Annotated in this window: 8 protein-coding genes and 1 pseudogene; 4 read left to right on the forward strand and 5 right to left on the reverse strand. The window is 38.4% G+C overall.

The annotated features are described in order from the left end of the window. Nucleotides 1–72: 72 nt before the first annotated feature. Complete coding sequence (locus V5M36_RS03845; protein ID WP_338562197.1) at nucleotides 73–2,532, reverse strand: glycerophosphodiester phosphodiesterase family protein; 2,460 nt, start codon at nucleotides 2,530–2,532, stop codon at nucleotides 73–75. 635 nt (nucleotides 2,533–3,167) lie between these two features. Here V5M36_RS03845 and V5M36_RS03850 point away from each other — a divergent pair. Both V5M36_RS03850 and V5M36_RS03855 read left to right on the forward strand, forming a co-directional pair. Next, nucleotides 3,168–4,157 carry an NAD(P)H-quinone oxidoreductase gene (locus tag V5M36_RS03850; RefSeq protein WP_338562199.1) on the forward strand — a complete coding sequence of 330 codons (990 nt, stop codon included), beginning with the start codon at nucleotides 3,168–3,170 and terminating at the stop codon, nucleotides 4,155–4,157. 356 nt (nucleotides 4,158–4,513) lie between these two features. Continuing rightward, nucleotides 4,514–6,082 (forward strand): sensor domain-containing diguanylate cyclase, encoded by a 1,569-nt coding sequence (locus V5M36_RS03855; RefSeq protein WP_338562202.1) that lies wholly within the window; start codon nucleotides 4,514–4,516, stop codon nucleotides 6,080–6,082. 86 nt (nucleotides 6,083–6,168) lie between these two features. Here V5M36_RS03855 and V5M36_RS03860 read toward each other — a convergent pair whose 3' ends face one another. Then, nucleotides 6,169–7,152 (reverse strand): putative solute-binding protein, encoded by a 984-nt coding sequence (locus tag V5M36_RS03860; RefSeq protein WP_338564021.1) that lies wholly within the window; start codon nucleotides 7,150–7,152, stop codon nucleotides 6,169–6,171. Between the two features lie 385 nt (nucleotides 7,153–7,537). On the opposite strand from V5M36_RS03860, the gene V5M36_RS03865 reads away from it, so the two are divergent. Continuing rightward, nucleotides 7,538–8,719 (forward strand): molecular chaperone DnaJ, encoded by a 1,182-nt coding sequence (locus tag V5M36_RS03865; protein ID WP_338562205.1) that lies wholly within the window; start codon nucleotides 7,538–7,540, stop codon nucleotides 8,717–8,719. 116 nt (nucleotides 8,720–8,835) lie between these two features. Here V5M36_RS03865 and V5M36_RS03870 read toward each other — a convergent pair whose 3' ends face one another. Further along, a complete protein-coding gene (locus V5M36_RS03870) occupies nucleotides 8,836–9,309 on the reverse strand; it encodes a hypothetical protein (protein WP_338562208.1) in 474 nt (157 codons plus the stop codon). A 288-nt stretch (nucleotides 9,310–9,597) separates the two neighbouring features. Between V5M36_RS03870 and V5M36_RS03875 the strand changes: the two are divergent. Next, a pseudogene (locus V5M36_RS03875) lies at nucleotides 9,598–9,987 on the forward strand (endonuclease domain-containing protein). A 108-nt stretch (nucleotides 9,988–10,095) separates the two neighbouring features. Here the strand turns inward: V5M36_RS03875 and V5M36_RS03880 are convergent. Both V5M36_RS03880 and V5M36_RS03885 read right to left on the reverse strand, forming a co-directional pair. Next, nucleotides 10,096–11,157, reverse strand: coding sequence for a hypothetical protein (locus tag V5M36_RS03880; RefSeq protein WP_338562210.1), 1,062 nt, complete (start codon nucleotides 11,155–11,157; stop codon nucleotides 10,096–10,098). 79 nt (nucleotides 11,158–11,236) lie between these two features. After that, nucleotides 11,237–14,131, reverse strand: coding sequence for a valine--tRNA ligase (locus V5M36_RS03885; protein ID WP_338562212.1), 2,895 nt, complete (start codon nucleotides 14,129–14,131; stop codon nucleotides 11,237–11,239). Between the last annotated feature and the right edge of the window lie 422 nt (nucleotides 14,132–14,553).

Here is a 14,553-nt window from a genome sequence, read left to right on the forward strand (position 1 = left end):
TCAATGAGAAAAAGAAGACCTCCAGCCAAGCGAACTTAACTGGAGGATATAACTCAATGCGTTATCTGTAGATTATTGGATGGTTACTTTTACAGGTGGTGCATAAAGTGTATAAGTATGATTTGGTGCAATGGTATAGTTAAATTTAGGCATCACATACGCTGTACCTTTTTCAGTAAATGTAACAGCTTGACCATTTTGAGTGTATTTCGCAGATTGTGGTAGCACTATCATTTCTTTGAATGTATAACCTGTTTTAGCACCGACTTGAGTTAAAGTCGAACCTGAAATTTCAAGCGCTTTACCTACAGTAGCATTGACTGCAGGTGGCACATCCAATTTCACCACAAAGTCTGCAGCATCACGGGCATAATCTGTGGTTAAACCATGTGTGCCTTGTACATACATTCGATTAAAATCATCTTTATTTAAACGGAATGTCCAAGGCCAGAACGTTACGCCGCGTTGACTTGCCATACCCATCAACTCTTTATTCAAACCAGTAAATGATGGATTAAAGGTGGAAGAGTATTTTTGTGTTGCAGCCAAGATAGTGCGCGTATTTTCAAGATTGTTTGGTGTCTGTGGTGTACTGGTGAGGAATCCTGTTGATACGCCAGGCAATACATTTTTCATATGTAGAACTTGTGCGGCATCGAAACTGATTACAATGCTTTGATCATAGACATCATGCTGATCAAGAAGTCGTTTGAGCGCTGGAACAATTTCAGGTTTTGAACTTTTGATCTCAATAAAATTCATGACTTTAGGGTGCGCTTTAACGGCAATCAATAACTCTTCTAAAGTGGGTACTTTAAAACCGCCAGGAATAGTTCTGAGTTGTCGAACCTCTGCTAAAGTCAAATCCTCAATTTTTCGATTATCACCTGTGGTACGTTTTAAAGTACCATCATGCATCACCACAATATGACCATCTGTCGTCAGGTAAATATCACTTTCGACGGCATCTGCACCAACTTCAATGGCTCTAATGGCACCTTCAAGCGTATTTTCATCTAATTCGCCCGGAATACCACGGTGACCTGTAATCAGCGGTTTACGCAAAAGTGTATTTGGCGCCATATTCTTCATAATGTTCATGAAGACGTCAGGCTGTGATGCATAGATACCATTTACACCTGTGGTTAATATTTGAGCCGCCTTCACTGGGTCTGTTGTATTTGAACCTGCCCAAGGAGTAATGAGTAAACGTTGGAAATGACTGACCACATCTCGGGTGACCAATTGTGGTGGAAGAATCACGATTTTAGACAATGATGAGTTGGTATTGTGCACAATCGTCATAATATCTCTATTCGACGATGTAAAGCCTGAATGTTGTGAATAGTTGAGGGCGGTGCGTAATGTTGGAATTGCAATACGCGCGGTACGTAACAATTCAGGTTGGTCTGAAACGAGGGTGATGTCACTCAAATCATAACTTGGACCAAGTGCTTTTAAACTGTCGATGGTCTTGGTCGATTGAATATTGAGTAAAGGAATGCTTCGACGCTCAGTGTTCGATAAATAATCACGTAAATGCATGACTTTTTTATTTTCAGCATTCAGTAAATTTAATTGTTCATCGAGTATATAGGCAACGTGGGTTGCTGATGTTGATGCAATCCCCGAAGTTGGCACTGGCTGAGCCAAAGTAGGTGCCATTGACACAGGCAATTGATGATCAATTAACGCTGTCACTTTATTGGTGTCAGGTAATGGATCAAGTTGTTCGCTAATTTTTATAGAATCAACCCGCATTAATAGACCTGCGGTCGATAAACCAATCCCACCTTGTTCTAAATTTTGATGCAGCGTGGTATCTAGGACGAGTTTGTCATCTAAATAATGATGTATACGATTGCCGTGAACCACTACAGAAGCTTTATGGGTCTTGGTTGGATCAATTTTATGGGTATGACCTGTTTTGCTCAGAACATTCCATGTGTCGTTTGCTTCCCGGTAAGCGAGCTCTAAACCGTTTGAAGCAGTCGCATCTGTACGTATTGCAAACTGGTAATATGGGATAATTGCAGGATTTGATGCAGCACGATGCACAATACTACTCCAACGACCAGTATTGTTACTTTTTACATGGGTAAACTCAATATCAATGCGATAGTTACGTAAATTTTCATATTTAGGCGCAAGCATTAATGTGGTCATCGTGGTGTTATGTTTAAGACCATCTATAAATAAATGACCATCTTTAATATAAGCCTCTCCGACACTTTTTGCAGACAGCGTCCATGCTTCAGGAAGTGCTGTTAAATTTTTAAAGTCTTCATCCAAATAGACCTTTGGAACAGGAACTTCAACAGTAGGCACCTCAGGCTCAGGTTCTGGCGTAGGTGTATTGGGCTCTTCAGGTAAGTTGAGAGGGGGTTCTGGATCTAAAGGTGAAGTGGGTGTTTCAGGGCTTATCGGCGATGTTGGAGTTTCGTTAGACGGTGAACCTGTATCATCGTCGTCGGAACAAGCGGTTAACGTTAATATCAGTAAAATTGCAGTGGTTAAAGTATTCAGTTTCATTGTTGTATTGATCTCTAGTTAAGTGCCCTAAACGCCAGTAATGTATAGATTGAAAATTACACTTCTGTTGCTTTGTCATAAACTAAAGATTTACTTACATATTAAATATTTATGAATTATTTAAAATTTAATTATTGTGTAATATTCATCTAAGTGTATGCATTATTAAAAGCACGCTTAAGTTTAATTCTTATTACGAAAGTACTCATATCGTTGATTCTCTGTGGGCTGATGAATGGTTTTATTTTTTTATCGTCTTAAGCAATCAAGCACCTTTGCAAAATAAGCTTTCTGAGTATTTATGGTGTTCAACGATTTGATTATTTTTTAATCATTAAATTTGATGCTTGAGAATTATTTGAATGTTCACTCATGCTTATTTAACTTTCGCGAGCCATTTTTTAAGAAAAACTTTGGCTGACAATATTTGATTAAATTTTTGAGATATCAAGCCCATCCGAATTCAAATTTGTATGTAGGCATAAAGAGATGCGGTTTAAATTGTATTAGTATTACGTTTGAATTTGATTGAGAGCGGTGTAAAAGATCAATTTGACTTGTCTTTGTTCCAGTGTTTATCTATGTTCAAATATATAAAGCAATGTCGAAATTTAAGATAAAAGGGAAGTATATCAATGACGCAAAATATGCAACAGATCATCATTACAGAACCGGGTGGCGTTGAAAAACTTGCCTATGAAACAGTGGCAATTCCTCATCCAGCGAAGAATGAAGTCTTGGTAAAAGTTTATGCTTTTGGCTTAAACCGTCCAGATATTTTGCAACGTCAAGGTTTGTATCCAATGCCTAAGGGCGTTACGCCAGTACCGGGTTTAGAGGTCGCAGGTGTCGTAGAAGCTGTGGGTGCAGAGGTTACTGAATTTCAAGTTGGAGATAAAGTCTGTGGTCTGACCAATGGTGGTGGATATGCAGAATATTGCGTGGTGCCTGAAAGCCAAACGTTAACGATTCCAGAAGGTGTGAGTTTTATTCAAGCTGCTGCGATTCCTGAAACTTTTTATACGGTATGGGCAAATGTGTTCCAAATGGGTCGAGCTAAAGCTGGAGAAACAGTACTCGTACACGGTGGAACCAGTGGTATTGGTACGACAGCGTTAATGCTGTGCAAATCATTGGGAATCAAAACCTTCGCAACCGTTGGTTCAGATGAAAAAGTTCAGGCCATTTCTCATTTAACCACAGCGATTAATTATAAGACGCAAGATTTTGAGCAGGTCATTAATGATGCCAATCAAAATGCGGGTGTTGATGTCATTTTAGATATCGTGGGTGCACCTTATCTCGCGCAAAATTTAAATTTACTCCGTCGTGATGGACGTTTGGTCTATATCGCTTTCTTGGGAGGGGCAAAAGCCAAAGAAGTTAAGCTGGGTCAAATTATGATGAAGCGATTAACCATTACGGGTTCGACTATGCGTGCACGTAATACTGAAGAAAAAGCTGAAATTACACAAGGCTTAAAACATACCGTTGCACCTCTATGGGCAAAAGGTGAATGTCTACCGATGATCTATAAAACCTTCGAATTTGATCAAATCCAAGCAGCGCATGCAGAAATGGATAAAGGCGAGCATGTCGGAAAAGTGGTGGTGAGCATTCTTTAAGTTTAGATTTAAGAATAAAGCTGATAAGAGAAAATATAAAATAGGCGCCTCGTTGTGCCTATTTTTATTTGTAAATTTAATCCTTTTTGAGTATAAGTGTGACTCAGTTTTAATTTTCAGCAAAAATTAAATTTATTGAATTAAATTATTTATTTACGGAACTTGGAATAACAACTACCATAAAGTATTTACGATACTTTTATATTTAAAAATTATAAATACTCATTGATTACATATTAGTTGAGGTAGAAGTGAGGAAATCTTTTCGATTAGATATGTTTCGAAATCGACTATTGATCTTATTCAGTGGTATTTCTTTCATTTTGATCATTTGCATCAGTTTTTTTATTGAGAAAGTGGCTTCGTCTCAAATGACCCAAGCCGGTGGTCAGAGTTTATATATTGCTGCAAAAAGTATAAGTAATACCATTGCGAATTCATTGAATGAACGTGAACGTGAAATTGTATTGCTGAGTCAGTCACCATTTTTGGTTGAAGCAAATTTTGATGATCCTCGTGTACTACAGCAATTAAATCAGGTAAAAAGAGCGTACCAATATTTTGCTTGGTTAGGAATTGCAAGTCCGACGGGTAGAGTAGAAGTCGCTGCAGATCAAATATTGTTAAATGTTGATGTTTCAGAACGAGCCTGGTTTAAAGAAGGATTAAAGCAAACGTACTTGGGCGATGTGCGCAATGCAACATTATTGGCAGGAAAAATTAAATCTATCGATCCCAGTGTACCTTTAAGAATTATTGATTTTTCTACCCCTATTTATGATCCCAAAACCAATCAAGTCAAAGGTGTTTTAGCAGCGCATGCAGATTGGAGTTGGGCAAAAAATGTTATGCAAAGCTCATTGACGGAAAATGCGAAGAATTATGGTGTTGAAGTCTTTATTGTGAATGCTGATGGAGAGATCCTATATCCCTTGAATAGAATTGGGAAAATCACTCCGCCACTTTATGATGAAAACAGGACAGAGTTTTTTGTAGATGACTGGGATGAGCATAGAAAATATCTGACGGTGGATAGTCCTGTACTTTCAACAACAAAAATGAACTTAGGTTGGCATGTGATTATGCGTCAACCGATTGAAATTGCGCTCTTGGAAGTCAAAGAGATGCAAAGAAAGATGCTTGGTTTAGGGATTCTATTTAGTATTATTTTATTTATTATTGCTTATCGCTTGTCAAACCGATTTAGTACACCCATTGAAGATTTGGCAAAAGCTGCGTATGCAGTACAAAAAGGTAAGACAGACGTCAATTTCGAACAGAAAACCAGTATCCGTGAAATACGAGGGCTTTCTCAATCTTTAAAAAGCATGACCGACACTTTACTGTTACAGAAAAAACAATTGATTGAATCCAATTTGAACTTAGAAGAAAAAGTTCAAGCACGGACTTATGATCTTGAAGTGGCCAATGAAGAGCTAGAAAAACTGAGTCACTTCGATTTTTTAACGGGCTTACATAACCGAAGAAAATTTTCTGAATATGTTGAATACTTGTTTAAGCAATTAAAACGTAATCAACAGCTTTATACCGTCATGATGATAGATATTGATTATTTCAAGAAAGTGAACGATAACTATGGTCATGAGATGGGAGATCATGTCTTAAAAAGAGTTGCTCAAATCTTGACTGAAAGTATTCGTCAGACAGATTTTGTTGCGCGTTTGGGTGGGGAAGAGTTCATTGTTATTTTACCGAGTACCACTCTCGACGGTGCGACTTTGGTGGCTGAAAAAATTCGTCAAAGTGTAGAGCGAAGCACGATTATTGAAAACCATCCACTCACCATCAGTATTGGAATTAGCGTAGCGAGTGAGCATGATCTAAAAGCCAATGATACAGTTCTACGTGCAGATAAGTGTTTGTATTTGGCTAAAGAGCAGGGCCGTAATCGAATCGTATCATAGTCCCAAAAAGAGATAATTGCTAAGCATCCTTATTGAAATAAAAGTCCGCGACCACAATCGATCGCGGGACTTATACTGCTCAACAATTATTCATCGTTTAAAGAACATTCTGAACGGTTCGCATTTTGTTTACAGCGTACTTTCTTCAAAAAACCCATCATTTTCGGATCATAAATACCCGCTTTTGTGAGTTGAATACGAGATTCACGCATCATCTTTTCATAGCCTGCTTTTTCACTTTCTGGAATAATCATCCAGTATTTCGCAGGTACAGCTTTTTCATAATTACTCACAATCGCCGCAGTTCGACCCAGTTGACTTGATACCCAATCACGAGATTTTTGACCAAAATCTGCAGGGAATTTGTCACGTCGAATAATGAAATTAGCGGAAACCTGAGTCAGTGGGAATTTAACAATACCGCCTTTTTCACCCAGTCCGCGATGCATTTCAAAAGGTTTATAAGCCACAATCGGCGCAGGTAAAATATCGACCTCGTGGTTATTGAACTTGGTTCCAGCATTTGTTACATCGACTGAAACGGCTTGACCACCGACTTGTTGAACCAATTTAACTTGTGATTCATCGTACTTGAAAACACCGATTTTTTTACCAGCAGCTTTTGCCAGCGTATCAATTTTACGGTCTGTGACAAATAAATAAGCAGGACCAATCGTACCTAAGCCTGCAATTTCATATTGACCACTGATCATGCTTTTTGCCATTTGCGGTTTAGACAATAATTGATATGCCGTAATTGCAGTTTTTAAATCGGTCAATGCGCCAATTGCGTCTAAAGAACCAGTAAATTTATTAAATTGACGGCCGCGTAATCCACTGATAATTGCACCATCACATTGGCCCGCTTTTAAGTCTTCTGCTGCGATCCGTTCATCGACATAGGCGCGAAGCGTAATGTCCGCGCCCCATTTTTTGGACTCTAGTGCATAGTCTTTGGCGAGCGCAAATGCATCTCCAGCCTTACCTACTGGATCAAAGACACAGACAGTTTGCTGGGCTTGAACAAAAGCAGACAGACATAAAACACTCAGTCCAAGTGCTATTTTCATTTTTTTCATTGTTGAATCCCTGATGATTTATTGTTTTATTCCAACAACAATATGAAATAGTATTTTGGGGTTGATCATAATGGCAATGATCTGAATCTTTATGTCAGATGAGTCACATTTTGGATCTTTAAATTTGATCTTATCTGATGTTCTAATAATCCTTTTAATCTAAATAAACATGATTCAGGATGCATTTTTCCGCTCAATCAATTGAATTCAATTTTATAGAGAGTATTTTGCTGATCTTGTTCTGAATCATAAAGATTTAAATCATAAACATTTGAATCATGAACATCTGAGTCTTGTATATTTCAGTCATACAAATGGGACAGCAAAATAATGATTAAACTCAGGTATAATTTTGTTTTTGCTTGTTCTTTTTCTTATGTCTTTCGATTTAAAACATACACAACAGCCATTAAGTGAGCTTTCGCCACAATACAAAAAGCTGAATAGACTGATTGAAAAGATTGAACAGCAAAAACAAGACCTGTTGCTTTGGCAAAATGCGCAGCAAGATATTCAAAGTTATATTTATCAAAAACTCGTCCCACTTTATGCCGATCTGCATGCGATATGGTTTGAGCAAATGCAGGTGCTTTGGCAGCACTTACAAAGTCCAGCGTTTTCTAAAGCAGATACCCTGCAAATAGATAGTAAGTTAATGAAGCTTACGCAAACCTTAAAAAAATCCAAAAATTTAAAGACGTCACAAATGGATTTAGTCACTGAAATCACCGATTTTTATGTTCAGCATATGGCTCACAGCCAGAATAAAAAGAAGAAAAAAGCAGTCTCTGAATTGCCACAGTACTTTTCAGAACAAACATCACAATTTGAAGATGTTGATGGAACAGGGCTAGATGAAGCAGAACAAATCGAAGAAAGTCAAAATGAAGCTACGCTAAACTACACGAATCATCACAAATTTAGTCAAAACCAATCTCGTCAAAGCCAGTTTAGTCGAAGCCAGTCTAGTCAAAACCAGTCTAGTCTAAATATTGAATGGAACGATGAGCAATGGAGTGGGGAAAAGTATCAACAGCAACGTGAAGAACATCAGCGCAAACGTTTAGCGCTAAAGCGTGAACAAGCGGAGAAACAAGCTGAGCAATCACTCAAAGTGGTGTATTTAAAAATCACAGCCATGATTCATCCAGATCGTGAGCCTGATGAAATTAAAAAACAAGAAAAGACCGAATTGTTTCAAGTCGTTAGCCAAGCGTATGAACAGCAAGATTTATTTTATTTGTTAAAGCTACAATTACAGCTCGAAACCAATAAAGGGATTAGTGCTAAAGCATTAACAGACGAGCATCTTAAATTTTATAAAATGGTGTTGGAAGCGCAAAGCCAAAAGTTAGCCAGTCAACATGATGAGATCACCGATGCTTTGCATTGGAGTGATCAACCCAAAGCTAAAAATATGCAGATTAAAGATGTGTATAAAGTGATTGATCGAGATGTGGTCGATCTTAAGGAACAATTAAAATGGGAAAAAGAACGACTGAGCTATATAGCGAAGCAGAAAGGATTAGAACAGTTATTGGCGCAAATGGCGTTATAAATACTGGATCGGATACATCAAGGAATATTGAAATGCACTTATTCTGATTCAAAGAATAAGTGCATTTATTTGAATCTTTAAAAATTAAATTTGAGTGATATTATTTGAATTCAATATTAGCGACATTGACCTTGAACGTTGCCATTCACACTATTTTTGATTGATACAGGGCGACCTTGATTGTTTTCACATTGCAAATTGCCATCGATATTATTCATTTTCACAACAACGCTTGAACGGTTGTTTCTCAGTTGAACATTACCATCGACATTGTTCTGGTTTAAGGTCACCACTTTGCCTCTAGATAATTGAATATTGCCATCGATGGTATTGTTAATCGCTGTGACTTTAGTAAATGAACCCTTAGACTCTAGATTACCTCTGACTTGACTGTTTTTAAGGGTCAATATAGCGTTGTTTTGAACGCTGACATTGCCATCGACTTTGACATTGATCAAGCTACATTGATTGCTCACATTGACATTACCATGGATGGTTTTGTTGCTGATGTTTCCAGTGCAGTTCACGTTATTTGCAAAGACAGGCACAGACATAAATGTACATAGAGCGATTAAGGCCATTTTTTTCATAAGGTGATCCAGCGTTTTAAAGAGATGTGTTTTGATAGCGTTGATTTTACTGAAGTTGCTGCTGGAAATTGGTCATGCCGCGTTAAGTTTGTTTAGTCAACTGTAGTGCTTGTGTAGAACAATGAATGAATCATGGATAGGTTTAACATTTTGTATAAGAGGAATTCATAACTGATTTGATCGTATTTTCATTGAATAATAAAAATTCCTATCCTTTAACGGGGATGAGCATCCTCAGAATATAGTCTGAGTGTGAAAGATATTGGGTAAATTAAAAGAGAATAAGAAATGAAAATAGATCCCAAATTATTAGCATTCGCAAAATCTTTACGGAGTAATGCGACTGATGCAGAACATTTGATGTGGCAAATTTTACGTGCTAAACGATTTATGAATTTAAAATTTCGTCGTCAACATGTCCTTCACTCTTTTATTGTGGATTTTTACTGTCATGACATTGGCTTGGTGATTGAGTTGGATGGTAGTCAGCATGGATCAGATGAGGGACAAGAATATGATGTTGAACGAACTAAGTTTTAAGAGGCTTTGGATTTAAAAGTGGTGCGGTATTGGAATCATGACGTTTTGAGTCGGACGGATGTAGTTTTGGAGGATTTGTGGCGTGTATGTGATGAATTGAAAAACACCTCTCCCTTGCGCACTCAGAATATATTCTGAGGATACTCATCTCCTAAAAGGAGAGGGAACATTCATTGAGCATCAAACAACAGTGGAATTCAAAAAGTTTTACTCCCTCTCCCTATGGGAGAGGGTCGGGGGTGAGGGTTATTTAATAGGTGATGTATAACGTCTTAAAACGTAACCCTCAACTTCACTTTGATCTAAAGTAATTTTAACCTTTAGCCAGGATTTAGGAATAGTTTTGTCAGGTATAACCGTTAGTAAAGTACCGGGTGGCAAGTTTTCAATAATTGAGCTTTTCTTTTTTGGGAGTTCAAGGAAATCCAAAGTATTTGTAATAACTCTTTTGTTTGAAAGAAATGTATTTAGGGTTTCTTGGTTGGAAAAATCAGTTGAAGTTTTAAGATCACATTCATCTTGTCCCGCAGTATTTTTGATAGCTTCATCTACAATAGGTTTTAAAGCATACTCAAATATAAAAGCAAGACCTAAGTCCAAAGTAACACCTGTTGATAGTTTGTTAAATGCTTGATTTGAGCTGAAGCTAATAAAAAAACTAAACAGAATACATAGGATCATAGACGACGAATTTTCTTCTTCATCTGTAATGGTTGAGTTGTGAGCTATATATTCTGTATTTGATGGTGGGAATGGAATAGTTGAATCTGAGTCCTGCAATGTGGCTTGAGATGAAAAGTATTCAATCATCTGTTCATGTAAGGATTTCCCAGTAGTATTTTGATCAAAAACTAAAAAATTGTTAAACAAAGGATTTTCTCGAAGTTTTTTTAAGCTATTTGTTGTCTTGTAGTCCTTCATTGCTTTCATAGCAGGAGAATTTTCCATCGCTAGCATAGCTTTTATGGCAGGAGAATTTTCCATCGCTCGAATAGCTTTCATGGTAGAAGAGTTTTCCATCGCTAGCATAGCTTTCATGGTAGAAGAGTTTTCCATCGCTCGAATAGCTTTCATGGTAGAAGAGTTTTCCATCGCTAGCATAGCTTTTATGGTAGGAGAATTTTCCATCGCTCGAATAGCTTTCATGGTAGAAGAGTTTTCCATCGCTTGCATAGCTTTAATGGCAGGTGAATTTTCCATCGCTTGCATAGCTTTAATGGCAGGTGAATTTTCTATCGCTTGTATAGCTTTAATAGCAGGCGAATTTTGTAATTGCTGAATAATTTTCTCAAGATTGTATTTTGGCATAATATTCTTTATCTAATTTTTTGAAATTATAAACAAAAATCCCCTCAATTGAGGGGATTCTTTTAATCAAACTACAGCCTTAAAGCGCTGCAATCTGATCCATATTCGCTTTAATTTTCACGAGCTGATCAGCAAACTCAGCCAATTTCAATTTTTCACCTTCAACTACAGCAGCAGGGGCTTTTGCCACAAAACCTTCATTTGAAAGTTTGCCTGCAATTTGGTCATGCTGCTTTTGAACTTTATCGAAGTCTTTCTGTAAACGACCCAACTCTGCTTTCGGATCAATCAAACCTTTCATCGGTACGAATACAGACACATGACCGACAACAGATGAAGAAGACAATGGCGGTTGCTCAGCATCAGTTAAGAACGTAATGCTTTCAACTTTAGCCAAAGCTCTAAACAAAGGTTCAATACGGGCAATCTGCGCTTTTTCAGCATCAGTGGTGTTTTGAAGTAGCACAGGCAATAAACGTGCATTACCTAAGCCCATTTCACCGCGGATATTACGAACCGCACCAATCAAACCTTGTAACCACTGCATGTCTGCTTCAGCTTGATCATTAATCAAGGCTTGGTCAGCAACAGGGTATTGCGCCAACATAATGGTTTCGCCCGAAATATTCAGTTTCGGTGCAAGCGTTTGCCAAATTTCTTCGGTCAAGTACGGCATGATTGGATGCGCAAGACGTAAAGAGGCTTCCATCACCGCAAGTAACACACGACGAATTTCTGCTTTACGCTCTACCGAAATATTTTCATCATTCAGTACAGGTTTGGTTAGCTCGACATACCAATCACAGTATTCATTCCAGATAAACTCGTAAATCGCTTGTGCAGCCAAGTCTAAACGATACGTCGCAAACGCTTGATGTACCGCAGCTTCTGCTTTTTGCAGACGGCTCACGATCCACTGTTCAGGCAATTCCCAAAGATCTTGACGAACCTCTTGACCAATCACTTGCTCTTCGCAGTTCATCATCACAAAACGGGTTGCGTTCCAGATTTTGTTGGCAAAGTTACGGTAACCTTCAACACGTTTCATATCGAACTTAATGTCACGACCTGTATTCGCCAATGCACAGAACGTGAAACGAACCGCATCTGTACCGTAAGATTGAATACCTTCTGGGAATTCTTTACGGGTCGATTTCTCAATTTTTGATGCTTGTTTCGGGTTCATGAGACCTGTCGTACGTTTTTGTACTAAAGTTTCAAGATCCACACCATCAATCAAATCTAAAGGATCGAGCACGTTGCCTTTAGATTTCGACATTTTCTGACCTTCGCCATCTCGAACAAGACCATGTACATACACAGTTTTGAACGGCACTTGTGGCGTACCATCTTCATTTTTCATGAAGTGCATGGTCATCATGATCATGCGGGCAACCCAGAAGAAGATAATGTCAAAACCCGTCACCAACACATCTGTTGGGTGGAAGGTGTTGAGGAAATAATTGTCTTTGTCTTTTGCTTCGTCGCCCGTCCAACCTAAAGTTGAGAACGTCCAAAGACCAGAAGAGAACCATGTATCCAATACATCTTCGTCTTGATCCAATTGAACATCAGTAGGAATGCCATTTTTAGCACGAACTTCCGCTTCATCACGACCGACATAGACATTGCCTTCCGCATCGTACCAAGCTGGAATACGGTGACCCCACCACAATTGACGTGAAATACACCAGTCTTGAATGTTATTCATCCACGCCATGTACATGTTGCTGTATTGTTCAGGCACAAATTTAATGTCGCCATCTTTAACTGCTTTAATTGCAGGCTCAGCCAATGGTGCAATTTTCACATACCATTGATCTGTCAATAATGGTTCAACGATTACACCCGAACGGTCACCGCGTGGTGGCTTCAAGGTATACGGTTGAATTTGATCTAACCAGCCTTCAGCTTCAGCTTGTTCAACCAATTTTTTACGTGCTGCAAAACGTTCTAAGCCCACATATTCAGCAGGCGCAGGGATGGTTTTAGAAATCGCTTCGCCCGCTTTGGCAATGTATTCAAACTCAGCCAACATTTCAGCGTTTTTATTAAAGATATTGATGATTGGCAATTCACAACGCTTACCAACTTCATAGTCATTAAAGTCATGGGCAGGAGTGATTTTTACACAGCCTGTACCGAATTCTTTATCGACATATTCATCTTTAACAATGGCAACGGCACGACCTGTGATCGGTAGAATGATGTTCTTACCCACCAGATCTGCATAGCGTTCATCATCCAGCGCAACAGCAACAGCTGTATCACCCAGTAATGTTTCAGGACGCGTGGTCGCCACAACGATGTAATCTTTACCGTCATGGGTACGAAGCGATTTATCTTCAAAGAAATATTTGAAATGCCAAAGTGAACCTGCTTCTTCTTTATCAGACTCAACTTCAAGGTCAGAAAGGGCAGTTTGTAATTTTGGATCCCAGTTGACCAAACGCTTACCGCGGTAGATCAAACCTTGTTCATGAAGCTTAACAAAGACTTCTTTCACTGCATTGGATAAACCATCATCCATGGTGAAGCGTTCACGTGACCAATCTACAGATGAACCTAGACGACGAATCTGACGAGTAATGTTGCCGCCAGACTGTTCTTTCCATTCCCATACTTTTTCGATGAACTTTTCACGACCAAGATCATGACGACTTACGCCTTCTGCACCCAATTGGCGTTCCACAACCATTTGCGTTGCAATACCTGCGTGGTCAGTTCCCGGTTGCCAAAGTGTATTTTTGCCTGACATACGGTTATAACGGGTTAAGGCATCCATAATGGCATTGTTAAAACCATGCCCCATATGCAAGTTACCCGTGACATTTGGAGGCGGAATCATGATACAGAATGATTCACCTTTTTCAGAGGGTTTGAAATAACCACGCTCTTCCCAAGTTTGATACCATTTTTTTTCGATCTCAGTTGGATCGTATGTCGTAGCAATGTTTTGCGCTGAATCAGTCATATTAAGAACAGACCAAAAAGATATAAAAAATTGCATCTATTGTAGCAAAATAATTTACTTGGATGTTGATTCCAGTGTTGTTGCGTTGAGAGATTACGCAACAATCAAAAAATAGATAAAATTAAGACGAAACATAGATCAAAGCTAAATAATAGAACGAGTAATGAATAAGTGATGAATAGAAAGACAACAAAAGAACATGCATCACTTGGAATTTATCTTGGTCATGAATGTATCTTGATCATTAAGAACAGCTAGTCCCGCCATTTTAAAATCATGTATTTGTATGTTTTACGCTCTTTGATGTACGAAGCTTAGATCAAATGAATTTAGTCTGAAAATATGTATTCGACCAATATATTTGGTCACAATTACAAGAATAGACATCAACACAATGAAAATAAAAGGTTAATATGCGCTAT

The sequence above is a fragment of the Acinetobacter sp. KS-LM10 genome (assembly GCF_036896575.1).
In the GTDB taxonomy this organism is placed as follows: domain Bacteria; phylum Pseudomonadota; class Gammaproteobacteria; order Pseudomonadales; family Moraxellaceae; genus Acinetobacter; species Acinetobacter avistercoris.

Bases quoted from the DNA above. Each gene is read 5' to 3' on its own strand.
- V5M36_RS03860 (WP_338564021.1), bottom strand. From the start codon at position 7,152: ATGAAAATAGCACTTGGACTGAGTGTTTTATGTCTGTCTGCTTTTGTT.
- V5M36_RS03845 (WP_338562197.1), bottom strand. From the start codon at position 2,532: ATGAAACTGAATACTTTAACCACTGCAATTTTACTGATATTAACGTTA.
- V5M36_RS03850 (WP_338562199.1), top strand. From the start codon at position 3,168: ATGACGCAAAATATGCAACAGATCATCATTACAGAACCGGGTGGCGTT.
- V5M36_RS03880 (WP_338562210.1), bottom strand. From the start codon at position 11,157: ATGCCAAAATACAATCTTGAGAAAATTATTCAGCAATTACAAAATTCG.
- V5M36_RS03865 (WP_338562205.1), top strand. From the start codon at position 7,538: ATGTCTTTCGATTTAAAACATACACAACAGCCATTAAGTGAGCTTTCG.
- V5M36_RS03885 (WP_338562212.1), bottom strand. From the start codon at position 14,131: ATGACTGATTCAGCGCAAAACATTGCTACGACATACGATCCAACTGAG.
- V5M36_RS03870 (WP_338562208.1), bottom strand. From the start codon at position 9,309: ATGAAAAAAATGGCCTTAATCGCTCTATGTACATTTATGTCTGTGCCT.